Consider the following 24,599-nt stretch of genomic DNA (forward strand, 5'->3'; position numbering starts at 1 on the left):
GCTCCCCGGCGACGTCTCGCGCTGGGAGGGGGGCGCGAGGGGATCCAACGTCGATGCGTGAGACCGGGGGTGGGCGCGGGGGTTCGCGCTCGTGCACGAGGACGGGGACGAGGACGGGGACGAGGACGGGGACGAGGACGGGGACGAGGGCGGGGACGAGGACGGGGACGAGGACGGGGACGGGGACGAGGACGGGGACGAGGACGTGCACTCTCACGAGGACGCGCACGCGCACGCGCACGACGACGAATACGAGCACGGCGACGAGCACGGCGATGGCGACGAGGACGTGCTCGTGTTCGGTGTCGACTACGGGGATGGGGGGGCGGGGCGCTGCATCATGATGCCGGAGGGGGTGGGGGCGAAGCCCATGGAGGCGTAGAGGGCGTGGGCGTCGCGGGTGCCGAGCATGGTGCGGCGGAGGCCGGCGAGCTCGGGGTGGTCGACGAGGTTCGCGACGAGGGCGCGGCCGATGCCTCGGCCTCGGTAGGGGGTGGCGACGAAGACGTCCGCCAGCCAGGCCAGGGTGGCGCCGTCGGTCACGACGCGACCGAAGGCCACCATGGTGCCGTCGGGGACGTAGGCGGCCATCGTGTAGGAGCCCACGACGGCGCGCACGAGCCTGTCCGCGGTGATGTCCGTGGCCCAGTAGCTCTCGTCGCGCAGCCAGCCCAGCAAGCGCGGGAGGTCGAGCTCGGCCGCGACCCCCGAGAAACGAACGCCCGGGTGCTCGAGGAACGGTTCCAGGCGTGGGGCCCAGAGGAGGCGTGCGCGGACCACCGAGGGGGGTGGCTCGGGGTTCGGGATGGGGTGCACGCTGTCCGGCAACGGGCGCAGCGTGGTCTGCGTGAACGGCAGCACGCCCGCCCAGTGGGGCAGCGGCAGGTCGTCGTCGCTGTCCACGGGACCCGCGGCGCGCAGCTTCACGGAGGCCTCGGCCAGCGACAGCGAAACGACGCGCGTGGTGCGCAGCTCCACCGGGTTGGCAGGCCGACACTCACGACTGCGCCCCGGCAACACGTGGTCCACGACGCCGTCGAGCGCGCTGCGCTTCTCGTCCTCGTCCTCCACCTCCCGCAGGCGACCGAAGATGACGGCGCTGCGGTAGTTCATGGAGTGGTGCAGCGCGGAGCGCGCCAGCACCATGCCGTCGACGACGGTGGCGTTGACGCACACCTCCACGTCCTCCGCGCGCGCGCCGCGCAAGAGGGCGTTGCCAATGGCGCCGTGCAGGTAGAGCGTGTCGCCCACGCGCGCAAACGCCATGGGCAACACCACGGGAGCAGGCGAGGCCACGTGGACCACGAGGCACGCGTCGAGCAGGTCGTACAGCGCGCGACGCTCACTCACGGCACGCGCCGCGCCGCGGTGCAGGGTGCTGCGCGGTGTGGGAGAGAGCGGGGCCAGCGAGGGTTGCTTGTTTTCCATGCCAGCAGCGTGTGGCGGAACTGGTACCTACGAAAGGTCCAGTTATGTGAAATCGCACAGACCAGTGGTGGCGCCGTGTCTGCGCAGCTAGCCAGCGGCGCGCGCCGCGGCCCAGCGCGGCCACGCGGGCAGAGAGACCAGCAGCATGCCCACGGCCATGCCCGCCACGCTGCTGTACCCGAGGCAGCGGCACCCGAGGGCGCCCGTGGCCACCACGATGGGGAGACCCGCCGCGAAGAACCCGAATGGGTTCTTGTCGCGCTCGGCCCGCCGGACGAAGGCCAGGCCCACCACCAAGCCGGTCACCGAGCACGCCGGCAAGCACCACGACATGCACGCGTCGCCGACGCACACGTGACCGAACGACTGTACGGCGTGCGTGACCACGAACGGGAGCGCGCCGTAGACCAAGGCAGGACGCACGGCGCGCCCGAAGGAGCCCCCCACGAACACCGCCAGCGCACCCACCACGAAGGTGGCGAGCGCGAACCACGCGGCGCGTGGATCCGAGCCCAGCGCGAGTGCCCCCCCCATGTAGAGCAGCGCAGGCAGCGCATGGAAGAACGCCATGCGCGCGCGTCCGCGGCGATACGCGCCCTGCGCTGCGGCGAGTGCGTCTGAATCAGGTGCCATGGACATCTCTCAGGAAGGCACGCAGGCGGCCCATGGCACGCTCGCGTCGCTTGCGGAACGTCGCGTCGCTGGGGTGCTCGTCGGCCAGCACCTGCGCGAGCACCTCTTGGTCACGCTGCGGCAGCTGCGCGATGGCGTCCGCGAGTTGCTGACGTTCGGCGGCCGCGAGCACCTGCTCCTCGGGCGACGTATCGGCGCTCACGTGGGCCAGGGCTGGCTGCAGCGGGCCCGTGCGGCTGCGCCTCGAGCGCGTGCGCCAGGTGCGCACTTCCCATCCCGCGATGGTCAGCGCCCAGGCCAGCGCGTCTCGCCCCGTGTCGTAGCGGGGCGCTTGGTCGAACAGCTTGAGCAGCGCTGACTGGGTCACGTCGTCGGCCTCGTGCGTGCGTCCTGGCCCGAGCGCGCGCCCGACGAACGGGTGGACGACGGGCCAAAGAGCGCGGTACGCGGGATCGATCGCCGCACGGTCACCGTCCGCGAGGCGTGCGAAGAGCGCGTTGAGCTCCGCGCGGAGCTCGGGCGCCGTGGGGGATGGAGCCGCGGGCGACAAGTCCCGCGATCATGGAGCGTTGTGCGCGCAGCCGCCACCGCAGTCACCGCAGTCGCCGCTCCCATCGCACGCGTCACAGGGACAGGACGCGCCGCACGCGCACGAGGAGGCGCTGGCGTGGACGGCGTAGCCGGTGGCCGCGGCGAGGGGCAGGGCGAGGAGGGTGACGAACGCGAGGAACTTCTGTTTGGTGTTCATGCCTCTCTTGGGCGCACGCGGGGGCAGGCGTGACAGGCTCCGGTCACAATTCTGGTCCTGGGGTTCCGCTGGCAGCGAATTCACTCTACGCTGGGGCAATGGCACGCGGAGGCAGACGCAAGCGGCGCAAGCGAGCTGACGACGAGAGCGACGAGCCACGCCACGCACTCGGTCGTGTACACGCGGGGTTCCTCGGGGTGTTGGTCGGCGGCGGCGCGGGCGCGGTGTTCGCGATGGAGTGGCTCGAGGACTTCGACATGGTCATGCCACTGGGCATCGGTGGGGCCGTCGTGGTGGGGATCCTGGCGGCCGTCGTGGGCGACAAGGTCTGGGAGGCGGTGGTCGACTGGCTGTGAGCCGTGTCGACCGCTGCCGCGCGCGCGCGCGCTGCCCCGGGGTCGGGCAGAGAGGCGCGCCACGACGCATGCGCGCGCCCGAGGCGCTACTTCGAGAGCGCGACGTAGACCCCGCAGAAGGAATCTGGCGGAGGCGACTGCCGATACGCGAGGGCCTGCTCCCTCATGCGCACGGCGACGCTGTCGTCGGGCCGCAGCGTGAGCAGCTCCTCCCAGGCCTGCGCGGCGCCTGCGAAGTCGCGCGCGTTGTAGCGCTCGAGCGCCTGCTGTGAGAGCGCGACCACCCGGCGCTCTCGCTCGCTCGCCTCCGCGCTGAGCCCGAGCGGCTCGAACACCAGCACGCCCTCCTGCTTGCCCTTGACGGCCACGCGCTCCACCGGGCGCGCCAGCACCGCGTCCCCTGCGGCGAGCACGGTCGACTCGCTGACGAGGATGCGCGTCCCGTACGTCTTGTTGAGCCCCTCGAGGCGCGCGGCAAGGTTCACCACGTCCCCCATGGCGGTGTAGTTCATGCGCTCGGGTGTGCCCACGTTGCCCACCAGCGCCGTCCCCGTGGCGAGGCCGATGCGCGTGTGCGTGCGGCGCATCCAGGCGCCCTCCTCGGTGCGTGAGAGCTCCTCGAGGCGCGCGTGGATGGCGAGCGCGGCGGTCAGCGCGTCGCGCGCATGGTGCTCGCGCTCCTGTGGCGCCCCCCACAGCGCCATGACCGCGTCCCCGATGAACTTGTCGACGGTCCCGCCGTGCGCCTGGATGATGCGCGTCACCTCGGACAAGTACGTGCCGAGGCGCTCCACCAGCGCGTCAGGCTCCATCTCTTCGCTCATGGTGGTGAAGCCCGAGAGGTCGCTGAAGAAGAGCGTGACGCAACGCAGCTCGCCGCCCAGTCGCGCCTCTTCGCCAGACTGCACGATGTGGCGCACCACGTCCTGCGGCACGAACGCGGCGAACGAGCGTAGCCCGCTCTTCATCGCCAACAGCGAGCGCTCGATGGCGCGGATCTCGGCGAAGCGCGACGGCACGCGGTCGCCCTCGGCCAGCTCGAAGCGGCCGACGCGGCTCATCTCCACGGACACGTCCCGCAGAGGTCGCGCCACGCGCTCGGCCAGGAACACGGCCACCGCCACCGAGAACAGCAGCGCCAACAGCGACGTCGCGAGGCCCCGCGCGATGTCCTCCTGCACCGTGCCGAGGAAGTCGGACTCGGGCGCCATCACGCCCACCGCCCAGCGGTGATCGGCGCCGATGGGGAAGCACGTGAGCATGCCCTGATAGGTCTCCCCGTCGGACTGGAACGCGAAGCTCCGCTGCGGCTCGCCGGCACAGTCGAGGTGGTCGCCGGCGGCGCGCACGAAGGCCTGCGTGGCTGGGTCGGCGAGGCCGGACAGGCGCACCAGCTCGCCCTGGCCACGCGCGCCGCGCTGCTCCACCACGCTGGCGTGTGGGTGCGCCACGAGCACGCCGTCGCTGGTGAACAGGAAGGTCTCTCCGTGTGTCGACGGCGCCAGCGCGCGCACCACCTCGGACAGGACGTTGAGGTCGAAGTCGACCGTGAAAACGCCCAGGAAGCGGCCCTGGGCGTCGCGCGTCGGCGTCGCGAAGGTAATGCCCGGGATGCCCTGGTCGAAGAAGACGTAGGGATCGAGCCAGACGCCCGCGTCCGCGTTGCGAGCGGCGCTGAAGTAGGGGCGCGCCCGTGGGTCGTAGCCGTGGTCGTCGTTGACGCGGTCGAGCACCCACTCGGGCCCCTGATCGAGCGCGTACTCCTCGAGGCGCGTTCGTCCGTCCTCGGTGATCCAGCTCTGGTTCAGGCGCCGTTCGCCCGAGCCGAGCCGGTGCGCGCCCACGAAGGTCCCATCGACGCCGCCAAAGCCCACCCAGGAGAACGGCGGGTTTGCGTCCAGCACGGCGAGCAGCGTGCGAGAGAGCTGCGTGCGGTCATCGACCGTGAGCCCCAGACCGTCAGCTACGAGGCGCCGCGCGAGCTCACCCGCCGGCTCTGCGCGCGAGAGGTGCGCGCGCGTCTGCGCGACCGCTTGGTGCGACAGCCCGCGGAACACGTCGCGGGACAGCACCGTGACCGTGTCGCGAGCGAAGCGGTAGGAGCGGAGCGTCAGCGCCACCCCGGTCAACCCCGTGAGCAGAGGCAGCAGCACCAGCAGCAGCGCACGGAAGCTGAAAGAGGCCGGGCGGCCGCGCTCGCGCGGGCTCGAAGCATCACCCATGATGGGCCGAGTGTCGCAGACGCCCGCCGCAACGTGAAGCGCCAGACACGCCGAACTGCGGCGAGCGGTGCCCCGTACTCGTCGCGGACCCAAGGTCAGCACGGGGGCTCGCGGGGGCGTCCCTGGACGAGGGACGCCGGGACGCCGTTGGTGCGGTAGCGTTGCGGGATGCCGCACGCCCCCCACGCTCCCGTCGCGCGCCCTCCCCACGCCCATCCGTCGGCGCTGCCCGAGGCCCGGTCGCTCCCCTCCATCGCCATGCAGACGTCCTCCGTCGCGCGGGTGCCGCTCGCGGTTCGGGGCGCGGGCTTCGCTGCTCTCTTCGTCGTCGCGGTCACGGGGCCCCGCGACGCACGCGCACAAGACTGCCAGTGCGATCACACCGTCGCGCTCGACGCCACCGCGGTCGACGGACTGGCGCTCGGCTTCCAACCGGGGGACCGCGTCTGCGTGACCGCTGGCGAGCGCGAGTTCCTCCGCTTCCAGCACGTGCAAGGCAGCGCCGACGAGCCCGTGGTCATCCTCAACTGCGGCGGCCTCGTACGGATCCACAACACCACGCGCGCGTACGCGTTGGTGTTCGAGGAGGACTCGCGCTTCTTCCATCTCACGGGGACGGGTGACCCCGACCTCACCTACGGCTTCGAGGTCTCCGCGCCCGCGCGCGAGCCGTACCCCGGCGTCGGGCTGTGGCTGAACGGACGCTCGACCAACTACGAGGTGGACCACGTGGAGGTCCACGACACAGGCTTCGCCGGGGTCATGTCGAAGACGGACCCGTTCTGCGACGGGAGCGCCGACCAGGGGACCTTCACGCAGCGCAACGTGTGGCTACACGACCTCTTCGTGCACGACACGGGCGGTGAGGGCTTCTACATCGGGAGCACCCAGGCGAACGGCCACAGCATCCAGTGCAACGGGAGCCCGGTCGTCCACCAGCCGCACTTCCTCGAAGGCATCGCGCTCACCGACTCGCGCATCGAGCGCACCGGCTGGGACGGCGCGCAGATCGGCATGGCGCAGGCCGACTGTCTGGTGGCGCGCAACATCATCGCGGACGTGGGGCTCGAGCGCGTCGACCAGCAGAACCAGGGACTGCAGATCGGGAGCTTCTCCGCCTGCGAGATCCACGAGAACGTGCTGTTGCGCGGCCCCGCGAATGGCATCTTCATCATAGAGGCGGACGACACGTGGGTGCATGACAACGTCGTGGTGGACTTCGACGGGGACGCCATCTACGCGAACATGCGCGACCGCTTCACAGGCTCGCGCTATCGCTTCCACTTCAACACGCTCGTGAACGCGGGCGGCGCGGCGATGCGCGTGTTCGGACCGACCCTGGGACCGAGCGAGGCACGCTCGAACTTCGCGGTCGGCGCGGGCGACGGAATCTCGGCGGGTGGCGACGTGATGTGGACGGCAGAGGGCAACGTCACCGTCGCGAGCGCGTCCCTCGCGCGCTTCGTCGGAGGGGCAGATTATCGCTTGCAGCAAGACTCTCCCGCGCGTGGCGAGGGCGTCGCGGTGGACACGCTGACGCACGACATCGACGGCTACCCGCGCGCGATGCCGCCGAGCGCTGGTGCGTACGAGTATCGCGATCCGAGCGTCGACGTGGGCGTCACCCTGCGCGACTCGGGCGTGCCGTTCGACGGTGGGGGTGACGAGGGTGGATGCGGTTGTCGCGTCGGCCCGACGCGGGCGCGAACGCCGCACGCCGCGTGGTTGACGGCGCTCGCGCTCGTGGGCGTGATGCGCACGCGACGTCGCTCGCGCTGAGCGCTGCGCCGCAATCGCAGCAGCGCGCGGAGCCCGCGCAGATGGCCCACGCGACGCCCATGCGCGGCCCGAGTGTCACATCGGGCTGGCGCGCACCTCGTCTTCGCGACAGGCTCCGGACACCGGAGCAGGGGAGATCACTCACCTTTTCGGATTTGCACCCTGTGGCGCAGCCCGTTCAGTGCTTCAAACATGAGACTTACCGGGTCCGTTCCGATTCTGCTATAGGTGGCGCAAGTACCCATGAAGCGCATCGCGATTTGCCTGGCCCTCTCGACGCTGCCGAGCTGCGGAGGAGAGGCCACCGACACATCGACCGCCGTGGCGACAGGGTCCGGGGAGTCGCACGAGCACGCCGACTTCGACCCGCAGGTCGGCTCGCACCTCGACGAGAACGACGAGCCCACCAACGCGGAAGCCGCCGCCGCCGTCGCCGGTGTGACCGCCGAAGGCGCCGACTTCGCCACCACCGACAGCGGTCCCGCGCGACACGGGTCGGTCGAATTGCACCCTGGTTTCATGCCCGATCCGGTCATCACCGAGGGGCTGGCGGGTGGCAACGTCCACGCGCGCACGATGAACCCAGCGTGTACGGGCTGGGTGGAGGAGGTGCCCAATCACGTCCTCGTCACGACCGGCGCGATGGCAGAGCTGCGCGTCGTCGCCCACTCCGAGGAGGACGTCACGCTGGTCGTCCGTCGACCCGACGGCTCGTTTGTGTGCAACGACGACGCGGAGGGCACGCGCGGCACCGATCCAATGGTGCGCGCCGAGATGCCGAGCGGCGAGCACCAGATCTGGGTGGGCGCGAACCGCGAGGGCGAGCACCCCAGCTACCGCCTGGGATTCTCCGAGCTGCCCAACGTCATGCCGTCGAACCTGATCGTCGAGACGCCCCCGTCGCGCCGCTGATCCCACAGCACGCGCTGCGCTTTCCCACGACGCGCGATGCGCGCAAGATGGAGCGTGCGCTGCGCGTGAGCAACGCGCCACGCAAGCGACGCATGACGAAACAGTGTTCTCAGTATGGTCAACTCGACATTCGCTCGGGCGCAGACGGCGAATTGGCTCCGTGTCCATACGAACAATCGCGCAATTCCGATACGCATGGAGTCACATGCACTGCAATTGCACTAGAATGTGCGCCGATTCTTCGATAGCTGATTGACTCACGAGGTACATCGAGACGATGCATACGCAACCCATTCGTGACACGCACTACACAAACATGTTTGGTCGCCATGGATAACCCATCTGAAACGAAGGCGAACGAATCCCCCTGGGAGGCGCGCTGGGCCACGGGCGATGTCCCATGGGACGCAGGTGCTCCCGAGCCCGGGCTGCTGTGGTGGCTCGCGACCAAGGGGTCACACGCGCCTACCGGGCGCGTCTTGGTGCCCGGCTGCGGCGCGGGCTACTCTGCCGCGGCGCTCGCGTCCCCCGAGCGACGCGTCACGGGGCTCGACCTCGCTCCATCGTCGGCGGCGCGCTTCGCCGAGGTGAGCGCGCGCTCCGGTGTGCAGCACTTCGTCGAGCACGTCGTGGGCGACTTCTTCGAGGTCGCGCTCGGCGCACCGTTCGACCTGGTCTACGACTACACGTTCCTGTGCGCGCTGCCGCTCGCGCTGCGGCCTGCGTGGGCTGCGCGCATGGCGGAGCTGACGCGTCCAGGGGGCACGCTGCTTTGCATGGTGTTCCCGATCATCACGCCACCTGCCGGCTACGAGGGCCCCCCGTGGCCGCTGCACGTGCACGAGGTGCGTGCGTTGCTCGCGGACACGTTCGACGTCGTGAGTGAGACGCCGCAGGAGCGCACGCACCCGGGCCGCGAAGGCAAGGAGTGCCTGCTCGAGCTCGCACGCAAGGCTTGAGTCATGGGTCGCAAGCCAATCAAGCCGCGCTCGCCGTTCGACATTCTCAAGGACGTGAAGCTGACGCCCAAGGCGCCCACCAGCGCGACGCCCACGAGCGCGAGCGGCGCGCGCAAGCCTGGCGCGCACACCACGCGGCCCTCCGCCGACGCCCTCGCGCGAGCGACGGAGCCGGATCCGGCGACGGAGGGGGAGACCGCGCGTGGGCCTGCGACGCTCCCCGGCCGCGACTACGCTGAGCGCGTCGCCATCCGCAACGCGTACGCCGGCGTGCGGAAGCTGGACGCGAAGGGCGACGCCCCCAGACCCGTCCGCCCGGCCCAGAAGCCGCCCGAGCAGATCGCGGCGCGCGCGCAGCGAGACGCAGAGGCGCGAGCGCGCTTGGACGCGTTCGTGGGTCAAGCGCGACGCTTCGTGGTGGAGCGCAACGGCGACGACGTGCGCGGCCGCCGCGACGACATGTCCATCGCGCAAGCCTCGCAGCTCTTTGCACGCGACAAGGCCCCGGAGCAGAAGCTCGACCTGCACGGCCTGCGCGCGGAGGACGCCGCGCGTCAGGTGGTCACGTTCACACGCGCAGCGCAGCGCGCGGGCAAGCGCACTGTGCTCATCGTGCACGGGCGAGGGCAGCACAGCGCGGGCGGTGTCGGGGTGCTGCCCGAGGTCGTGCTCGAGACGCTCTCCCGCGGCGGCGCCGCGCCCGTGGTGCGTGCGTTCATGACCGCGCCGCAGCGGCTGGGCGGCATCGGCGCGATGCTCGTCTTCCTCACCGAGAACTGACGGGGATCGAGCCCACGGGGCTGCCGGAATCTCGCGCGCGGGTAGAGAGAGTGGTACCCGCCGGGGACACCATGAGCGAACGGCCCCACGACCGCGCGTCCCTGCTGGATCGCGCGCTGCGCGTCTTCAGCGACGTGCGCGCGGGCGAGGGCGCGCTGGCGCTGGTGATGACCGCGAACGTCTTCGTCGTGATGCTGGGCTACTACGTGCTCAAGACGGTGCGCGAGCCCCTGATCCTCGCCTCCGGCGGCGATGGCGCGCTGCCCTTCCCCGTGAGCGGGTCCGAAGGCAAGGCCTACGCGGCATCGGCTCAGGCGCTGTGCCTGGTGCTCGCCTCCATGGCGTACGCGCGCCTCGCCGCGCGCTGGTCGGTGCGCCGCCTGATCCACCGCGTCATCGCGTTCTTCTTCGTGTGCCTCTTGCTGTTCTACGCTGCCGCGCACGCAGGCGCCCCGCACCTCGGCTTCGTGTTCTACGTGTGGGTCGGCGTCTTCAACGTGGCGGTCATCGCGCAGTTCTGGGCGTTCGCGAACGACGTCTACCCGCGCGAGAGCGGCGAGCGCATCTTCCCCATCGTCATGTTGGGCATGGGCGTGGGCGGCTGGCTGGGGTCCAAGCTGGCGGCGACGCTCTACCGCCACGGGGTCGACAGCTTCGAGATGATGCTCGTGGCGGCTGCCCTGCTGCTGCTGCACGCCGCGCTCTACCAGGTGGTCCACCGTCTGCGCAGCGCCGCGCTGGCGGACGCGCCGCGCGAGAGCCTGCCCGACGCGGCACCGTTCAGCATGCGGGGCGCGTTCGCGCTGCTGGCCGAGAGCCGCTACCTCAAGCTCATCGCCGCGCTGCTCATCGCCGCGAACCTCGTGAACACGACGGGCGAGTACCTGCTGAGCGTGGCGGTGACCGAGGCCGCCGACGGCGCCCCCGACCGGCGCGCGTTCATCGGCGCCACGTACGCGGACTTCCACGCCGACGTGAACATGGCGGTGCTGCTCGTACAGGGCCTGCTCACCTCGCGCATCGTGCGCCTCGGGGGCATCCGCGCCGTGGTCTTCGCGCTGCCGCTGGTCGCGCTCTCGGCCTACTCGCTCATCGCGGTGGGCGCGACCTTCGCCGTGGTGCGCTGGGCCAAGGTGGCGGAGAACACGGCGGACTACTCGCTCATGGGCACGGCCAAGGCGCTGCTCTTCCTGCCCACGACGCGCGAAGAGAAGTACAAGGCCAAGGTCGCCATCGACACGGTCTTCGTGCGCATCGGCGACGTGCTCGCGAGCGGCCTGGTGGCGTTGGGCCTGCACGTGTTCGCGCTCGACACGCGCGGCTTCGCCCTGGTGAACGTCGGCGTCATCGGACTGTGGCTGCTGCTCGCTCTCGGCATCGCGCGGCGCTACCGCGCGCTGGCTGCTACGCTCCCGTCATGATCGGCAACATCGCGCACCTCCTGATCGAGTGGGTCGTCCTCACCATCGCGTTCCTCGCGGCCGCTGCGGTGGTCCCGGGCTTCGACATCAAGGACGCCAAGTCGGGCTTCTGGGTGTCGGCCACGTTCGCCATCCTCAACCTGTTCATCGCCCCGCTGCTCACGCTGATCTTCGGCGCCTTCACGTTGGGCCTGGCGTGCCTCCTGCCCGGCGTGCTGCGCTTCATCATCCTGGTCATCGTCATCAAGGCGGTCGACGCCGTCAGCGACAGCCTGAAGGTCAAGGGCCTGTTCCCGGCCGTGTTGGCCGCCATCGTGCTCAGCGTCGTCGCAGCCGCCCTCGAGTACGGGCTCGGTCAGGTGCTCTGACCCCGCGCATGGCCCGCCCCCCCGACGGTCGCGCGAAGCGCCGGCCCGGCGTCGATGCGCAGCGCAGGCACCTGCTGGACACCGCCATCGTGCTCTTCGCGGAGCGCGGCTCGCGGCAGGTGAGCATCAACGACCTGTGCGCGGCAGCCGAGGTCTCGCGCCCCACGTTCTATCGCTGCTTCACGGACAAGGACGGGCTGGTGGAGGCGCTCTACCGGGAGGCCGTGATGGGCCCCATCGAGTCCATCGTGCTGTCTTCGCTGGCGACGCGCGCGCGCGAGCCCGGCTGGCTGCGCCGCGCCAACGACGAGATGCTGGACGCCATCTTCGCCGAGGCCCCCGCGGCGGCCCTGCTGTTCGTCGAGTCGGCCGACCCCACCTCGCAGGCCCACGCCATCATCCAGCGCGCGTTCGACGACATCGGCGCGACGCTGCGCAAGGTCATGCGGAAGGCCGGCGCGCAGCCGCTCAGCCCCGTGGCCCAGAAGGCCATGCTGGTCGCCTGCCAGTTCATCGTGCACGACGCCATCCAGAAGGGGCTCACGGCCAAGGCACGCCGCGAAGCCAAGGAAGCCACCTGGGAGCTCGCCAAGCGCGTGTTCGCCACGCCGGTGCCCAAGCCCGCCCCCTGAGCGTCGCGCCCGACGCGGTCTGTCGATCGACACGGTTGACAGTCGCCGCACGCCCGGTCACTATCTTACACGTTTGTAAGTTTAGGAGACCGCCCGCCATGAGCACCGCCGCAGCCCAAGCCCCCGCCCTCGTGCCCACCGCCACCGCCACCGCCCCGCTGGACGCGGGTGTGGAGCGCCGCGTCTCCTCGCAGACGTGGCGCGCCTTCATCGCCTGGACCGCGCTCTTCTGGGGCGGCACGGGCGTCCTCGGAGCGCTCTTCTACGTGGGCACCATCGACTTCGTGACCAGCACCAAGGTGTCGCTCTATGGCACCAGCGTGTGGCTCAACGGCTGGCTCATCCCGCTGCTCATGCCGGGCAACAAGAGCCGCCCGCGCAGCGTGGTGTTCCACGAGTGCCTGGTGCTCTGGATGGTCTCCTACACCATGACCAACCTGCTCTGGGAGATCCCCTGGGTGCTGGCCTCGCCCTTCGTGTTCACCGACCTGCACACCCTGGACGACGTCGTCGCGCGCACCGCGTGGATGCGCGAGAGCGTCTCGCACATGTACTGGTGGGTGCTCGCGTCGTTTGCCTCGGTGGACCTGCGCACCGTGAACCACGACGGCACGTTCTACGCGCTCGAGCTGTTCGCGTTCGTCAACGTCGCGTCCACCGCCTACTTCTACCGCCTCAACCAGCAGCGCTCGAAGATGCGCTACCTGGTGCCCGTGCTGGGCGGGGGCGAGCCCATCGCGGCCACCGTCATCTTCTCGTTCTCCGAGGTGTTCAACGGCTACGCCAACATGCCCGGCGGTGTCGCCGACACGCTGCTCGCGCTCGTCTGGACGCAGTACCAGTACATCGTCTTCCCCCTCGTGTTCAGCGTCATCGGCCTGCGCCTGCTGCGCGAGGACTGGCTGTCTTCGCGCGTCGCGCCGGACTGATGGGGCTGGACTTCCAGCGGGCGATCACCTGAGACCGCTGCCCCGGACTTTAGGACTTCAGTCCGGGGTGCCCATGAGTGAGGACTGGCGGCGCTTCTGAGACAGCCTCTCCACCAGCATCCCTCACCACACGGCCACACCGATCCGCGCGGACGATCCACCGCGACGAGCGCTCGGCGGGGCTCAGAACTCCTCGGCCGCGTCCTCGTCGCTCCAGTCGTCGTCGCCGCCATCGTCGTCGTCCGAGTCGAACTCGTCGTCCAGCTCGTCCTCGTCCTCCGCCAGCACCTCGTCCTCGTCCTCGTCGTCGTCGCTGGACGAGCTGTCCTCGTCCTCGTCCGGGTCGTAGGCGGTGACCTCCAGGTACGACTCCTCGATGGCTGCGCCGTCGAGCTCACCCAGGGCGACCTCGGCCTCCCACTCCTCCGAGTACTCCACCCACGCGCGCCGCGAGCTGCGCGTGTTGGCCATGAAGCCGGTGGCGGTCACCTCGCCGAACTCCTCGCAGAGTTCCAGCAGTTCGTCTTCGTCGAAATCGAGCGGCAGGCCACGGATCAAGATCTTGAGAGACATGGGAACCTCCTATCAGCGGGGGCGAGTGCCTGATGTATAGCAACGGGCCGAGGCTGCCCACAGTCCGATCGTCAGGTCAACTGCTCTGCGCGGCGTCCGCGTGTTTCTCCGAAGCGGCCCACCAGACACCCAACGACGCGTGATCCGTATGGCGACTGGCGGGCGGCAAGCTGGCCAGGAACACCCGCCCGTAGGCCTTCTGCACCACCCGCCCATCGAGCACGGCCACCACGCCGCGGTCGCGCTGGGTGCGGATCAAGCGCCCGAACCCCTGCTGCAGCGTGAGGGCCGCGGCCGGCACCAGGTAGCGCATGAAGGGCGACTCTCCCTGCTCCTCGAGGGCGCGACAGCGGGCGGCGATGAGCGGGTCGGTCGGCACCGAGAAGGGCAGCTTGTCGAGGACGACCAGCCGCAGCGCGTCGCCGGGCACGTCCACCCCCTCCCAGAAGCTGAGCGTGGCGAAGAGCACGGCGTCGCCCGCCTCGCGGAAGCGCTCCAGCAGCGTCCCCTTGGGGGCCTGCCCCTGCACCAAGATGGGCTGCGTGATGGGCCGGTCGCTGGCCGCGGCGCAGCGCTCGGCCAGCGTGCGCATGGCGCGCACCGAGGTGCACAGCACGAACGCCCCGCCGCCCGTCAGCGCCACCAACTGGGTGATCTCGCTCACGGCGCGGTCCAGGTACTGGCCCGCGCGCGGGTCGGGCATGGCCTCGGGCAGGTAGAGCGCCGCCTGCTGGGCGTAGTCGAACGGCGACGACACGCGCTCCTCGTCGATGGGGAAGTCCACGCCCAGACGCTGCTTGATGAACTTGAAGTCCCCGCCCGTGCTGAGCGTGGCGCTGGTGAGCACGACCGACCCCACCCGCTGCCAGACCTCGTCCCGCAGCAGCTCGCTCACGTCCACGGGACGCGAGCCGATCACCCGCCCGCGCCCGCGCGCCTCGCAGTAGGCCACACGGGCGCCTGCCGCGGGCGTCTCGGCGATCTGGATCAGCTGGCGCCGCTGCTCCGCCGCGCGCCGCGACAGCTGGGCCAGCCGGTCGCTCTCGTGGGCCCGCTGGCGCAGGTGCTCCTCCACGCGCTCGAGCGCGTCGTCCAACGCGAACAGCGCGTCCTCCACGTGACCCTGGAACACCTCCCGGCTCAGGTGCCCGCGGCCCGCGCCCGGGTCGGGCAGCGCCCCGAAGAAGCGCCCCGCGGCCACCACCAGCGCGTCGCTCATCGACCGCGCCGCGTCTCCCTCGTCGCTCAGCGCGCGCAGCAGGTCGTGCGCCAGGCGCTCGACGCTCTGCGTGCCCACTTCGTGCCCGAAGAAGAGCGTGGCCACGTCCTCGATCTGGTGCGCCTCGTCGAAGATGACCGCGTCGTAGTCGGGCAGCAGCCCTCCCCCGTGCGGCCCACGCACGGCCAGGTCCGAGAAGAAGAGGTGGTGGTTCACGACCACGATCTGCGCCTCGCGCGCCCGGTCGCGCATGTGCGTGACGAAGCAGCTGTCGAAGTGGCGGCAGCCCTTGCCCACGCGCGTGTCCGAGCCGCTCACGATGTGCGGCCACACGGGGTGGTCCTCGGACAGCGCGGGCAGGGCGGCGCGGTCCCCCGTGGGGCTCTCGTCGTGGAAGGCCTGCAGCAGCGGCAGCGCCGTGCGGTAGCGTGCCTCCACCGCGCGCGGACCCGCCACGAACTCGGCGAAGCGCCGCCGGCAGACGTAGTTGGAGAGCCCCTTCATGGCGCTGGCGACCACGGGCTGACCCAGGTGCTCGCGCAGCAGCGGCAGGTCGTGGTCCAGGATCTGGTCCTGCAGCGTGCGCGTGCCGGTGGAGACCACCACCTTCTGGCCGCTCAGGATGGCGGGCAGCAGGTAGGCCAGCGTCTTGCCCGTCCCGGTGCCCGCCTCCACCAGCAGCATGCGGCGGTCCTCGAGGGCGCGCTGCACGGCCTCCGCCATGCGCATCTGCCCCTCGCGGTGCTCGTAGCCCGGGATGACCCGCGCCAGCGGCCCCGTCGGGCCGAGCAGGTCCGCCGCGCGCATCAGAAGATCTGGGACGTCATCAGGGCCGTGCGCGCCGCCTGGTCGAAGGCGCCCGGCGTGAGCGAGAAGCGCATGCGCGCGCCGTCGTCGGTGCGCTCCACGAACACCAAGATGGGCGCGGGCGGGATCTCGAGGGTCAGCGCCCCACCGAGCGCGCGAGCCGGGGTGCTGGCCAGCAGCCCGAGGGCCTGCCCCAGGTGGCCAGGCATGATGACCCAGGCGGAGAGCACGCGCGGCGCGGCGCTGTCGAGCGCGCGCGAGACGTCGGGCAGCGCGCCCAGGCTGTGGCTGTCGTTCTCGGCGCCGAGCGCGCTGAAGTAGGCGGCCGGGAGCGGGTGCGGGGTGGCCTCCGCAGCCGACTGGGTGATCGCCAAGAGGGCGTGCGCGTCGTCCCGCTGGTGGTGGAGCGCCGGCACCGGCGCAGGCGCGCGCGTGCAGACGGGCGTGGCGGCGGCCACCGCGAGTCCACGCCGCGGCTCGTCGCCCGGACAGCCCAGCAGGTCGCCGAGCAGGGCGCGCATGTAGGGGGTGGCCAGCACGGCGTCGATGGCCGCCGGCTCCGCGCCCGGGCCGTTGGGCGTGGCCAGCAGCGCGAAGGCGCCCGCGTCGGTCGCCCCCAGCCCCGCCATCAGCGCGCCCCCCGCGTGCTCGCGCTGGGACGCCGCCAGCGCCGCGAAGGCCGCCGTGTCCTCGGGGCGCATGCGCTGCCCCCCCACCTCGGCCAGCGCGTGCAGCACGCCCTCGCCCGCGGCCGCCGGCGCCAGCACCATGCCGAGGCTTGTGCCCTGTGGGAAGCGCCCCAGCAGCGCGGAGGGCACCTCGGGCAGCCGCGCAAGCGCGCGCGCCGCGGGCGACCCGGGCACCAGCTCGGTGTCCAGCGTGAAGCCGAGGCCGTGCGCGGTCGGGCCCATCCAGGCGGTCATGGCGCGGATGTCGGGCATGTAGGCCGTCAGCTCGCGCACGGCGCTGGCCACGGTCTGCACAAAGGCCTCCGGGTCGCCCAGCGCCGGGGCGTCCGCGTGGGCCGAGCGCTCGGCGCGGGCCGCGGCCAGCGCGCCCGCCACCTGTTCGTCCACGGCGCCCTCCAGCTCGGTGCGGGCGCGGCGCGCGATGACCCCCTCGGCGCTGCGGATGTGCAGGCCCGGCGCCCCCAGCTCGGCGCTGCGCAGGCGCGAGACCAGGTAGCCCAGCGAGGCCTCCAGCTCCGGGCGGTCGCGCGCCACGAGCACCACGTCCTGGTACAGCACGGTGATGGGCTCGCCCACCACCGGCGCGCGGCCCACGTAGCGGCTGCCGTGCGGCCCGCCGTCCACCAGGGTCACACCCACACCCAGCGGGAACTGACCCTCGTCCGTGCGCACCAGCGCGGCCGCCACCTGCGCGTCGTCCACGCGCACGCCCACGATGGGCGCGTCGTCGCGGACTCGCGGCTTCACGCTGTCCGGTACCGGCGCGAGGTGGTCGAAGGCCTCGGCCATGGTGGCCGGGAGCATGGTGCGCAGGGCCTCGGCGCGGACCTGGTCGCGCACGGCGGTGAGCGCGTCGCGGCCGCCCGTGAACCACACCTCCATCGTCATGTTGTCGGGAGGGGTGTTGGGGAGCTCGGGCGCGGGGGCCGGCGTGGGCGCGGCGGGCTGGTCACCGCCGGAGCAGGCAGGCACCGCGGAGACCAGGACCGCGAGCAGCGCGCCGAGCGCCGCGCGCCCAGCGGGACGGACCGCAGCACGAGTACGGAGCAGAGCGGGGGGGAGGGGACGCCAACGCATGGCGTACGCTAGCAGCGCGACGCGTCCGTGGCGATCGGGGGCAGGTGCGGGTCCCGCAGCGCGCGATAGCGCCCGGCCAGCGAGGCGCGCAGCGGGGTGTCGGGCAGGGCGTCGAGGGCCCGCTCCACCCGCTCGGCCACCGTGCGGTTATGCACGCCCAGGGGATGACGCTCCAGGTGGTCCAGCAGGAAGGTCACCCGCGCGGCGGGCAGCGCCCGCCCCATGCGCAGGAGGGTCCGGGCGAAGTGCTCCAGCTCGGCCTGTGCAGCGTCATCCTCTTCGGCCATGAGAGGGTGTACGCCGGGGCGCGGGGGGATCCTTCCCCGCCCCGCTGCCGTTCATGGACATTGCGTCAGTGACGCAGCCCAGGTGCGGACGGCCCGCACACCCCCGCCCAGGTCCGGGAGGCTGCGCCCCAGCGGCGGCATCTGTCGGAACGGGTCGGTGGACTCCATGCGCTGCACCACGAAGCTGGCGTCCGGGTCGCCGGGGTGGATGCGCAGCGTGCCCTCGGGGGCGAAGAACTGCACCTCGTCACACAAGTGGGTGTCTTCGAGCGTGCGCTCGATGCGCATGTCCAGCGTGAGCGCCGGCGAGGACTGACCGAGCGGCCGGTGGCAGTGACTGCAGTTGGCGTGCAGGTACGCCCGGGCGCGTCGCTCGGGGTCCTCGCCCTCGTCCTTCGGGTCCGCCAGCGCGGGATAGTCCGCCGGGCGCGGGGGCTGCCCCGGCTCGGCGTTGAGCGTGTTGAACACGCCCACCTCGTGCATGGCCACCAGCTGGTTCTCGACGTAGCCCGTGTAGTCGAACAGCCCGTTCAGCTGGTCGATGCGGAAGCCCAGCGCGCGCTCGGTCGCGGTGCTGTGGCAGGTCATGCACTCGGTGCGGCTGGGGAAGTGGTAGGTGAAGGTCTGCGTCGTCCCGTCACGCCGGATGCGCAGCTCCTCGTTCTCGCCCGCGGCGAGCAGGTGCGCCTCGCGCCCGTTGTCGTCGAAGCGGTAGGTGAAGAAGCCCCAGTCGAGCGCGCCGCGCATGATGAAGCGCACCTCGAGGCGCCGCAGGCTGCTGGGCCGGCGCTCGTCCATGAGCATGTCGAACTCTTTGACGAGCACGGTGCCCACCGGGAAGCCCAGCGTGCCGTCGGGCAGGTAGGTGATGACCTGGCCGGGCGGCAGCACCAAGTAGCGGGCCTTGGCCGCGCCGTCGGTCCAGAGCGGTGAGTTGACGTCGTAGGGGATCATGTCCGCCGCCGGGACGTTCAGCGCGTCGCCACCGAAGCAGCCGGTGGCGCTGAGGGTCTCCGGCATGGGCGCACCCGTGCCGAGGGTGACGTCCACGGCGGCCAAGCAAGTGCGCACCGTGGCGCGGGCCGGGAGCGCAGGACCCTCGCGGGGCGGGTAGCCCGCGTCGTGGTAGGCGTTGGGGATGTCTTGGCAACCGGTCCACGCCGCGAAGAGCACGCAGACGGAGAGCACGCAGAACGCGGCGGGGCGACGGGGGGTGCGACGGCTCACGCGTTGCGGAATAGCAAGGCTCGTGCCGCGAAGCCACGGTTCATCGGAAGATGGGGGGCTCTGGGGGCAGAGGCGCCGTTGGCGGTTGGTGGCTAGAACGACAGCGTCGCCGCCGCGCCGTATTGCCCACGCGCGGCGTCCACGTCGGGGCGCAGCGAGAGCCGGTAGTCGCGCTGCGCTGCGCGGTATCGGCGGCGGGCGCGCACCTTGCGCGGGAGCAGGAAGCTGGCGGACAGGATGAAGAGCGGCAGGCTGAGGCCCATCAGCACGGCGCCGCCGATCACGGGCCCCCCACAGTAGTCCCCGTAGGAGCTGTCGCAGTACCAGAGCCCCTCGGTGAGCAGGAACGTCCCGGAGACGAACGCCGCCGCCGAACCCGTGAGCGTCATCAACGGCCAGAACAGGCTGGGCCGCCGACCGGGCGGGGGCTGCGGCGCGTCGAGCCGGTAGCCCGCGGGGGGCTGCTCGGCGTAGGGGTGCGCGCCATAGCCCGGCACCACGACGTAGGTGGTCGTGCCCGGGGCCGCCGTCGCTGGAGGCGTCGACACAGCCGGTGCGGGGGCGGTCGAGACGGCCGGCGCTGCGGGAGCCGGGGGCGCGGCCACGCGGGTCGCGGCGCGTTCGGGGACGATCTCGAGCTCTTGCACGTCCGCCATGGGGATGGTGTGCACCTCGCCCGAGTCCGTGCGGATGACGATGCGCTCCGAGGGGACGTACACCTCGATCTCACCGGTGACGACGCCACCCGAGCGCAGCCGAGCGGTGCCGCGGTCTGCGAGTGCGGCGTCGGGCGCGCAGAGCAGCGTGAGAGTGGTCACCAGCGCGAGCGCGGGGCGGAGGAGGGCGGGGTGAGTCGTCATGCTGCCGTGCGCACTGTGCAGGGCGCGTGCCATGCGAAGTTCTCGGCGTTCTCGCGCACGAGTTCCCAGCCATGCGCTATCGATGGTGAGCGTTTGGCACACGGTGGCTCACCTTCGTGACCCGTCGCGACGTGGCGGGCTGTCGCGACGTGGCGGGCTGTCGCGACGTGGCGGGCTGTCGCGACGTGGCGGGCTGTCGCGACATGGTCGGATGCGCAGCAAGTTGGTGAAGCTGGTGGGTTGGGGGGCACCAGGCTGAAGCCTGGTGCCCCGGGGCTGCAGTGCTCGATGAAAGTCCGCCCCACTGCGGGGGCGGACTACGTGATGGTGGCCTGTGGCGGTTCGGTGGAGGGGCTGGCGCTGTGCTTCAGGGTTCGCTGATGGTCCACGGCTCGGATGCTTGGGGGCGGCTGTGGTGTTCGCGCTGACGTTGAACGTACTGAGCGACGGCCCTCAGGTCTTCGGGGGCGAGGGACTGCGCCCAGTAGCGGTGCTGCCAGGCGAAACGCTCGGGTAGCGCGCCCTTGCGCTTGAGCTCGTAGGCCGAGCCGCCCTTCATTCGGCGGATCACCTCGCTCAGCGGGGCATTCGGGTCGAGGCGAACGACGACGTGGACGTGGTCACTCGCGCACCCGGCCGCAAGCACGTGACTACCAGCGTCACCTGCCTTCCTCCCGAGCAGGTCGCACAGGCGGGCGTCCAACGATGGGGGCAGGAACGGCCGGCGCTGACGAACAGCCCGTACAACGTGCACCAAGACCAACACAGGAGAACGCACCATGCGGCCATTCTCGAACGCGATCCGTTCCACTTGCGCATCAGCCATCACCGAAGTGCTTGCGCGGCATGAACAAGGCGCAGGCCTCAATCCAAGCATCGTCGTGTCATCGCGACCACGCAGTCCGCCCCCGCAGTGGGGCGGACTTGCAGGTCACACTGCAGCCCCGGGGCACCAGGCTTCAGCCTGGTGCCCCCCAACCCACTGTTTCGGCCCCGACCCAGAGTGCAGTCCAAACCGCTTGTGGCCCGACCCGACTTACCTACAGGTGCAGCCGCCGCACTCCGTCGTGGACGTCTCGCGCAGCGGGTTGCAGCGCGGTTGGTAGCCGGCGCTGCACTGGTTCTGCCCGGCGATGCAGCGCAGATTCAGCTCGGCGCACTCGCACGTGCCCTCGATGGGGCCCGACCGGGGCACGCACACGTCCACGTCGGCGCTGTAGCCGAAGCTCGCGCCCACGTTCTGCGCGCAGCGCAGCGTGCCCGAGCAGTCGCGGTCGGTGTCACAGTCGCCAATGCCCGCGCCGCAGCGGCACATGGTGGCCTTCTCGTCGCAGCGGTCCCACAGGTTGGAGGAGCAGGTCAGCCCGCGGATCCAGCTGTAGTAGGGCTGCACCGCGATGGCCTTGCCCGCCCAGCCGTGCCCCAGCGTGGGCGAGTTGCTGGAGTGCACCGCGTACAGCAGCGTGCCCGACGTGTTGGTGATGGCACCGCCCGAGTCACCGCCGCAGGTGACGGGGTCGTCCCACTGCAGGATGCGGCCGCTGTCCACGTAGCGGTCGAAGCGCGTGATGTCGAAGTTGAGCGAACCACCGCCGCTGTTGCACCCGCTGCCCGTGAAGCCGTAGCCCGCCACGAGCACGTCCTGCGAGGTGCTGGGCTTGGTCGTCGCGACCACCATGGGTGTGATGTATGAGGGCGCGTCGCTGACGAGCGCGACGACGGCCAGATCGTTCTCCAACTCCTGGTCCGTCCACGACGGGTTGTAGTCCGGGTGCCACGTGGCCGAGCCCGCGATGTCGGGGGGCTGCACGCCCGTGCTGGGGTTGGGGCGGAAGCTCACGCTCACCGCGGGGTTGCAGATGTTGCCGCCCGCGAGGTTCTCCGTGCACACGCAGTGCGCGGCGGTGAGCACGCGGTCGTAGGCGATGAGCGTGCCGGAGCACACGCCGCGCCAGGTGATGACCTTCACCAGCGGGAGCAAGAAGCTGGGCGAGGGAGCCGTCGGGTCCTGGATGGCTGCGGTCGCGGCGCCCACGCCACCGTCTGCGAACGAGGCGTCCCCATTCGGGTCCTGCCCGGCGTGGGGGTCGAGGTCCACCTCGCCGACGCAGCCGACGAGCGCGAGCAGGAGCAGGGGGCCTGCGCGGCGCGCGAGGCGCGAGGCGCGCGTGGACGGGACGGTGCGAGCAGGCCGCGGGGCCCGCGCAGGCGAGAGGACGTGAGGCTTCATGAGTGTCGCTTCCTTCGTGATGGCCGGCCCCGGGGCCAGCGGAACACGAGGTAGGTGGCCGGACGACATCGCCTCCGTGTTGCCTACGTCACTTTTCGGGCCGTTTGTGAGCTCGAGCGCTCCCCGGGCGACCCCCCAGGGAATCTTCAGACGCCGCTCGAACAGGGCCGGCGGATGGGCGGCATGAGCACCGACGGGGAGCGGCCGCCGCTGACTAGCGCACGTGCCGCGCGACGAGCTTCAAGGGCCGGGTCATCGCGAGGGTGAGCCCCCACAGGACGCGCTCGCCTTGCAGGCGGATGGCTGGCACGGGCATGTGGCGCTTGCCGACGCGCTGTCGGGCGAGGCCCCAGCGGCCTATGACCGTGCGCAGCCGGACGGCGAAGGCCTCGGCGACTTCGCGCTCCTCGAACGCGAGCGCGTCGAGGTCGGGGGCGCGGTCCAGGCCGAACACGACGGGCACCACGCGCATGGGGCGCCTCCGTCGCGGGTGCAGCGTCCAGCGGGGCGGCAAGGTCGCGATGGCGTCGCCCAGCTGGAGCCCCACTTCTTCCAATGCCTCGCGGCGCGCGATGTCCGCGGCGGACTCGGCCGCGTGCGAGGCCATGCCGCCGGGGAGCGCGATGTGACCAGACCAGCGATCGCCTCGACGACGGCGACGCTCGATGAGGAGCGTGCATGGCTGCCCGTCCGCGTCTGGGAACAGCACGAGCGCGACGGCGGCCACGGCGGGGCGCTCCGCGAGGGTGGGCGGGTAGCGACGCGCGAGCGTCCCGAGGATGGTGGCGAGGTCCCCCGACACGCGCCGCCCGCTCAGAGTCCGAAGTAGAGGTTGGTGCCGAACACGAACTCGTAGTCCGGGAGGCCCGGGCGCTGCTGGTCGACGAAGAACGAGAACGCGCCCGTGAACTCGGCGCCGTGCCCGCGGCGCCCGCGGATGGTGGCGCCGCCGAAGCCGCCCACCGCGACCACCAGGTCGTCCAGGTCGACGATGGTGAAGCTGGCGCGCGGCCCGAAGAAGCCGTTGCGCCCCACGTTGATGCCGAACGCGAGCGGGATGTCGAGGTGCAGGTAGGCGTCGTCGCCCGTGCCGTCGTCTCGCCCCGTGTCGAAGAAGATCTCGAGCTCCACGCCGGTCTCGATGCGCACCTTGTCGTCGATGCGGATGTTGATGGGCAGGCCGAACGCGGTGCCCAGGTTCTCGTCCCGCCCGGTGGGGATGGCGAGCGTCGCCTGCAGGCCCATCTCGAACGCCGCGGTGGAGACGAAGGCCCAGCGCAGGTAGGGCGTGACGTGCCCAAAGCGGTCGCCGCCGCTGCGCACCGGGAAAGCCAGCACGCCCACCTCGAGCGTGCGCAGGATGCCGTAGCCGAAGCCGGACCCGAACTGCACGTGCGTGTCGCGGTCGTCCGGGAGGTCGGTGTCCACCTGCACGCGCAGCCCGTAGCCCGAGCCCAGCGGACCGAGGATGGTGCCCGAGTCGTTGATGCCGTGCTCGTACGGTCCGAGATCGATGCGCAGCGTGTGCGGGTTGAGGGTCATGCCGCGGCCCGCGTAGGTGCGCGCCATGCCGTTGCGTTGCGCGTGGGCGGCGGAGGGCGCTGCGTGCAGGACGGTCAACAGCGCGGCCGCTGCGAGGAGCGAGGACCGCGAAGGGCTGAGATAAAGCGTGCGATTCATGACGTGCTCCTTGGCCGACGAGGCGCGGGGTGGGACCGATGGGTCGGTCCCGTCGGAGCTTAGCGGGGTGCGCGCGTGGGGTGCCAACCAACGCGCGACGTGCGCCGTGGGCCAGCGCTCAGAAGCGCCCCATGAGCCCCACCACGGCGCCGCCGCGCATGGGCGCGAGCGAGGGCCCGAACTGGCGCTCGCGCTGACGCGTGCGAGCGCGGTGCGACAGGTGGTAGGCCACGAGCGCGCCCGCCACCTGAAGGACCGGATAGCCGATCATGGCGGCCACGAACGCGGCATCGGTGTCGACCACGGCCATGCCGGCGAGGAAGGCCCAGCCGAGACCAGTGCCCAGCGAGGCCCCAATCAGGGTCATGTCGTAGCGCCCGTGGCCGCCCGCGAGGCTGCCTCCGAGCGTGACGCCGCCCGCGATGGCGGCCGGGAACATGGCCGTCCCCAACGTGAACGACATGCCGACGATGCGCGCGCTGCAGGAGAGCGTGTCGTTCAGGACGTCGCCGAGGGTCACGCCGTCTTGAGGACAGCCGTTGGCGATGCCCTTGCCGATACCGTAGGTGAGCAACACCGAGCCGCCTGCAGCGCCGAGGCCGCCCACAAGCGCCGCGCCCACGGGAGTGCGTCGCGACCAACGCTCGGTCGAGGCCGCGGCCGTGCGCGTGTCGAGCGAGCTGGCGCGCTCGGCTTCGGGCTCCTGCGGCTGGGCGCGGACGGAGCGGGGCACCGCGATCGCCCCCACGGCGATCACGAGGGTGAGGAAGAGCTTCATGGTGT

26 protein-coding genes are annotated in these 24,599 nt (G+C 71.4%); 10 read left to right on the forward strand and 16 right to left on the reverse strand.

Annotated features, from left to right (window positions below; translation table 11 throughout):
• Window positions 1-91: 91 nt before the first annotated feature.
• The gene (locus H6726_04310; GenBank protein MCB9656852.1) at window positions 92-382 is read left to right on the forward strand and encodes a hypothetical protein; all 291 of its coding nucleotides are present in this window, start codon (window positions 92-94) and stop codon (window positions 380-382) included.
• Here the strand turns inward: H6726_04310 and H6726_04315 are convergent.
• The 4 genes from H6726_04315 to H6726_04330 form a co-directional block, all read right to left on the reverse strand.
• Complete coding sequence (locus H6726_04315) at window positions 310-1,428, reverse strand: GNAT family N-acetyltransferase (protein ID MCB9656853.1); 1,119 nt, start codon at window positions 1,426-1,428, stop codon at window positions 310-312. The two genes, H6726_04310 and H6726_04315, sit on opposite strands and share 73 nt — an antisense overlap.
• Window positions 1,429-1,515: 87 nt before the next feature.
• Window positions 1,516-2,061 (reverse strand): hypothetical protein, encoded by a 546-nt coding sequence (locus H6726_04320; protein ID MCB9656854.1) that lies wholly within the window; start codon window positions 2,059-2,061, stop codon window positions 1,516-1,518.
• Entirely contained in the window at window positions 2,051-2,611 is a 561-nt protein-coding gene (locus H6726_04325) for a sigma-70 family RNA polymerase sigma factor (protein ID MCB9656855.1), read from the reverse strand. The genes H6726_04320 and H6726_04325 overlap by 11 nt, the downstream gene beginning before the upstream one ends.
• A 9-nt stretch (window positions 2,612-2,620) precedes the next feature.
• On the reverse strand, window positions 2,621-2,809 hold the full coding sequence (locus tag H6726_04330) for a hypothetical protein (protein ID MCB9656856.1): 189 nt from the start codon (window positions 2,807-2,809) through the stop codon (window positions 2,621-2,623).
• 98 nt (window positions 2,810-2,907) lie between these two features.
• Between H6726_04330 and H6726_04335 the strand changes: the two genes are divergently transcribed.
• Entirely contained in the window at window positions 2,908-3,165 is a 258-nt protein-coding gene (locus H6726_04335; protein MCB9656857.1) for a hypothetical protein, read from the forward strand.
• Window positions 3,166-3,251: 86 nt separating this feature from the next.
• On the opposite strand, the gene H6726_04340 is transcribed toward H6726_04335, so the two are convergent.
• The gene (locus H6726_04340; GenBank protein ID MCB9656858.1) at window positions 3,252-5,387 is read right to left on the reverse strand and encodes a hypothetical protein; all 2,136 of its coding nucleotides are present in this window, start codon (window positions 5,385-5,387) and stop codon (window positions 3,252-3,254) included.
• Window positions 5,388-5,555: 168 nt separating this feature from the next.
• Between H6726_04340 and H6726_04345 the strand changes: the two genes are divergently transcribed.
• The 8 genes from H6726_04345 (at window position 5,556) to H6726_04380 (ending at window position 13,167) form a co-directional block, all read left to right on the forward strand.
• Entirely contained in the window at window positions 5,556-7,166 is a 1,611-nt protein-coding gene (locus H6726_04345; GenBank protein MCB9656859.1) for a right-handed parallel beta-helix repeat-containing protein, read from the forward strand.
• Between the two features lie 243 nt (window positions 7,167-7,409).
• Complete coding sequence (locus H6726_04350) at window positions 7,410-8,078, forward strand: hypothetical protein (GenBank protein MCB9656860.1); 669 nt, start codon at window positions 7,410-7,412, stop codon at window positions 8,076-8,078.
• A gap of 329 nt (window positions 8,079-8,407) precedes the next feature.
• Entirely contained in the window at window positions 8,408-9,037 is a 630-nt protein-coding gene (locus tag H6726_04355) for a methyltransferase domain-containing protein (GenBank protein ID MCB9656861.1), read from the forward strand.
• 3 nt (window positions 9,038-9,040) lie between these two features.
• Window positions 9,041-9,817 (forward strand): Smr/MutS family protein, encoded by a 777-nt coding sequence (locus H6726_04360; GenBank protein ID MCB9656862.1) that lies wholly within the window; start codon window positions 9,041-9,043, stop codon window positions 9,815-9,817.
• A gap of 71 nt (window positions 9,818-9,888) precedes the next feature.
• Window positions 9,889-11,238, forward strand: coding sequence for a translocase (locus tag H6726_04365; GenBank protein MCB9656863.1), 1,350 nt, complete (start codon window positions 9,889-9,891; stop codon window positions 11,236-11,238).
• Window positions 11,235-11,606: a phage holin family protein gene (locus H6726_04370; protein ID MCB9656864.1), complete on the forward strand. Its 372-nt coding sequence runs from the start codon at window positions 11,235-11,237 to the stop codon at window positions 11,604-11,606. The genes H6726_04365 and H6726_04370 overlap by 4 nt, the downstream gene beginning before the upstream one ends.
• 8 nt (window positions 11,607-11,614) lie before the next feature.
• The gene (locus tag H6726_04375) at window positions 11,615-12,238 is read left to right on the forward strand and encodes a TetR/AcrR family transcriptional regulator (protein MCB9656865.1); all 624 of its coding nucleotides are present in this window, start codon (window positions 11,615-11,617) and stop codon (window positions 12,236-12,238) included.
• 131 nt (window positions 12,239-12,369) lie between these two features.
• Window positions 12,370-13,167, forward strand: coding sequence for a hypothetical protein (locus tag H6726_04380; GenBank protein ID MCB9656866.1), 798 nt, complete (start codon window positions 12,370-12,372; stop codon window positions 13,165-13,167).
• 183 nt (window positions 13,168-13,350) lie between these two features.
• On the opposite strand, the gene H6726_04385 is transcribed toward H6726_04380, so the two are convergent.
• The 11 genes from H6726_04385 to H6726_04435 form a co-directional block, all read right to left on the reverse strand.
• Complete coding sequence (locus H6726_04385; protein MCB9656867.1) at window positions 13,351-13,740, reverse strand: hypothetical protein; 390 nt, start codon at window positions 13,738-13,740, stop codon at window positions 13,351-13,353.
• A 76-nt stretch (window positions 13,741-13,816) separates the two neighbouring features.
• Entirely contained in the window at window positions 13,817-15,766 is a 1,950-nt protein-coding gene (locus H6726_04390) for an ATP-dependent DNA helicase (protein MCB9656868.1), read from the reverse strand.
• On the reverse strand, window positions 15,766-17,532 hold the full coding sequence (locus tag H6726_04395; GenBank protein ID MCB9656869.1) for a hypothetical protein: 1,767 nt from the start codon (window positions 17,530-17,532) through the stop codon (window positions 15,766-15,768). Before H6726_04395 ends, H6726_04390 begins: the two co-directional genes overlap by 1 nt.
• A gap of 8 nt (window positions 17,533-17,540) precedes the next feature.
• Window positions 17,541-17,819 carry a hypothetical protein gene (locus tag H6726_04400; GenBank protein ID MCB9656870.1) on the reverse strand — a complete coding sequence of 93 codons (279 nt, stop codon included), beginning with the start codon at window positions 17,817-17,819 and terminating at the stop codon, window positions 17,541-17,543.
• A 51-nt stretch (window positions 17,820-17,870) separates the two neighbouring features.
• On the reverse strand, window positions 17,871-19,046 hold the full coding sequence (locus H6726_04405; GenBank protein ID MCB9656871.1) for a hypothetical protein: 1,176 nt from the start codon (window positions 19,044-19,046) through the stop codon (window positions 17,871-17,873).
• 92 nt (window positions 19,047-19,138) lie between these two features.
• Window positions 19,139-19,906 (reverse strand): hypothetical protein, encoded by a 768-nt coding sequence (locus H6726_04410; protein ID MCB9656872.1) that lies wholly within the window; start codon window positions 19,904-19,906, stop codon window positions 19,139-19,141.
• Between the two features lie 367 nt (window positions 19,907-20,273).
• Window positions 20,274-20,687 carry an IS200/IS605 family transposase gene (gene tnpA, locus H6726_04415; protein MCB9656873.1) on the reverse strand — a complete coding sequence of 138 codons (414 nt, stop codon included), beginning with the start codon at window positions 20,685-20,687 and terminating at the stop codon, window positions 20,274-20,276.
• A gap of 255 nt (window positions 20,688-20,942) precedes the next feature.
• A complete protein-coding gene (locus H6726_04420; GenBank protein MCB9656874.1) occupies window positions 20,943-22,136 on the reverse strand; it encodes a trypsin-like serine protease in 1,194 nt (397 codons plus the stop codon).
• A 214-nt stretch (window positions 22,137-22,350) separates the two neighbouring features.
• Complete coding sequence (locus H6726_04425; GenBank protein ID MCB9656875.1) at window positions 22,351-22,938, reverse strand: NUDIX domain-containing protein; 588 nt, start codon at window positions 22,936-22,938, stop codon at window positions 22,351-22,353.
• 11 nt (window positions 22,939-22,949) lie between these two features.
• The gene (locus H6726_04430) at window positions 22,950-23,816 is read right to left on the reverse strand and encodes a hypothetical protein (GenBank protein ID MCB9656876.1); all 867 of its coding nucleotides are present in this window, start codon (window positions 23,814-23,816) and stop codon (window positions 22,950-22,952) included.
• A gap of 118 nt (window positions 23,817-23,934) precedes the next feature.
• Window positions 23,935-24,594, reverse strand: a complete 660-nt coding sequence (locus H6726_04435; GenBank protein ID MCB9656877.1) for a hypothetical protein — start codon at window positions 24,592-24,594, stop codon at window positions 23,935-23,937.
• Between the last annotated feature and the right edge of the window lie 5 nt (window positions 24,595-24,599).

This window comes from Sandaracinaceae bacterium (genome assembly GCA_020633055.1).
GTDB lineage: Bacteria > Myxococcota_A > Polyangia > Polyangiales > Houyiibacteriaceae > JADJJE01.

Excerpts from the sequence above, each read along its gene's own strand:
- H6726_04315 (MCB9656853.1), bottom strand. The coding sequence starts at position 1,428 with ATGGAAAACAAGCAACCCTCGCTGGCCCCGCTCTCTCCCACACCGCGC.
- H6726_04320 (MCB9656854.1), bottom strand. The coding sequence starts at position 2,061 with ATGGCACCTGATTCAGACGCACTCGCCGCAGCGCAGGGCGCGTATCGC.
- H6726_04330 (MCB9656856.1), bottom strand. The coding sequence starts at position 2,809 with ATGAACACCAAACAGAAGTTCCTCGCGTTCGTCACCCTCCTCGCCCTG.
- H6726_04335 (MCB9656857.1), top strand. The coding sequence starts at position 2,908 with ATGGCACGCGGAGGCAGACGCAAGCGGCGCAAGCGAGCTGACGACGAG.
- H6726_04340 (MCB9656858.1), bottom strand. The coding sequence starts at position 5,387 with ATGGGTGATGCTTCGAGCCCGCGCGAGCGCGGCCGCCCGGCCTCTTTC.
- H6726_04345 (MCB9656859.1), top strand. The coding sequence starts at position 5,556 with ATGCCGCACGCCCCCCACGCTCCCGTCGCGCGCCCTCCCCACGCCCAT.
- H6726_04350 (MCB9656860.1), top strand. The coding sequence starts at position 7,410 with ATGAAGCGCATCGCGATTTGCCTGGCCCTCTCGACGCTGCCGAGCTGC.
- H6726_04355 (MCB9656861.1), top strand. The coding sequence starts at position 8,408 with ATGGATAACCCATCTGAAACGAAGGCGAACGAATCCCCCTGGGAGGCG.
- H6726_04360 (MCB9656862.1), top strand. The coding sequence starts at position 9,041 with ATGGGTCGCAAGCCAATCAAGCCGCGCTCGCCGTTCGACATTCTCAAG.
- H6726_04365 (MCB9656863.1), top strand. The coding sequence starts at position 9,889 with ATGAGCGAACGGCCCCACGACCGCGCGTCCCTGCTGGATCGCGCGCTG.
- H6726_04370 (MCB9656864.1), top strand. The coding sequence starts at position 11,235 with ATGATCGGCAACATCGCGCACCTCCTGATCGAGTGGGTCGTCCTCACC.
- H6726_04375 (MCB9656865.1), top strand. The coding sequence starts at position 11,615 with ATGGCCCGCCCCCCCGACGGTCGCGCGAAGCGCCGGCCCGGCGTCGAT.
- H6726_04385 (MCB9656867.1), bottom strand. The coding sequence starts at position 13,740 with ATGTCTCTCAAGATCTTGATCCGTGGCCTGCCGCTCGATTTCGACGAA.
- H6726_04390 (MCB9656868.1), bottom strand. The coding sequence starts at position 15,766 with ATGCGCGCGGCGGACCTGCTCGGCCCGACGGGGCCGCTGGCGCGGGTC.
- H6726_04395 (MCB9656869.1), bottom strand. The coding sequence starts at position 17,532 with ATGCGTTGGCGTCCCCTCCCCCCCGCTCTGCTCCGTACTCGTGCTGCG.
- H6726_04400 (MCB9656870.1), bottom strand. The coding sequence starts at position 17,819 with ATGGCCGAAGAGGATGACGCTGCACAGGCCGAGCTGGAGCACTTCGCC.
- H6726_04410 (MCB9656872.1), bottom strand. The coding sequence starts at position 19,906 with ATGACGACTCACCCCGCCCTCCTCCGCCCCGCGCTCGCGCTGGTGACC.
- tnpA (MCB9656873.1), bottom strand. The coding sequence starts at position 20,687 with ATGGTGCGTTCTCCTGTGTTGGTCTTGGTGCACGTTGTACGGGCTGTT.
- H6726_04420 (MCB9656874.1), bottom strand. The coding sequence starts at position 22,136 with ATGAAGCCTCACGTCCTCTCGCCTGCGCGGGCCCCGCGGCCTGCTCGC.
- H6726_04430 (MCB9656876.1), bottom strand. The coding sequence starts at position 23,816 with ATGAATCGCACGCTTTATCTCAGCCCTTCGCGGTCCTCGCTCCTCGCA.
- H6726_04435 (MCB9656877.1), bottom strand. The coding sequence starts at position 24,594 with ATGAAGCTCTTCCTCACCCTCGTGATCGCCGTGGGGGCGATCGCGGTG.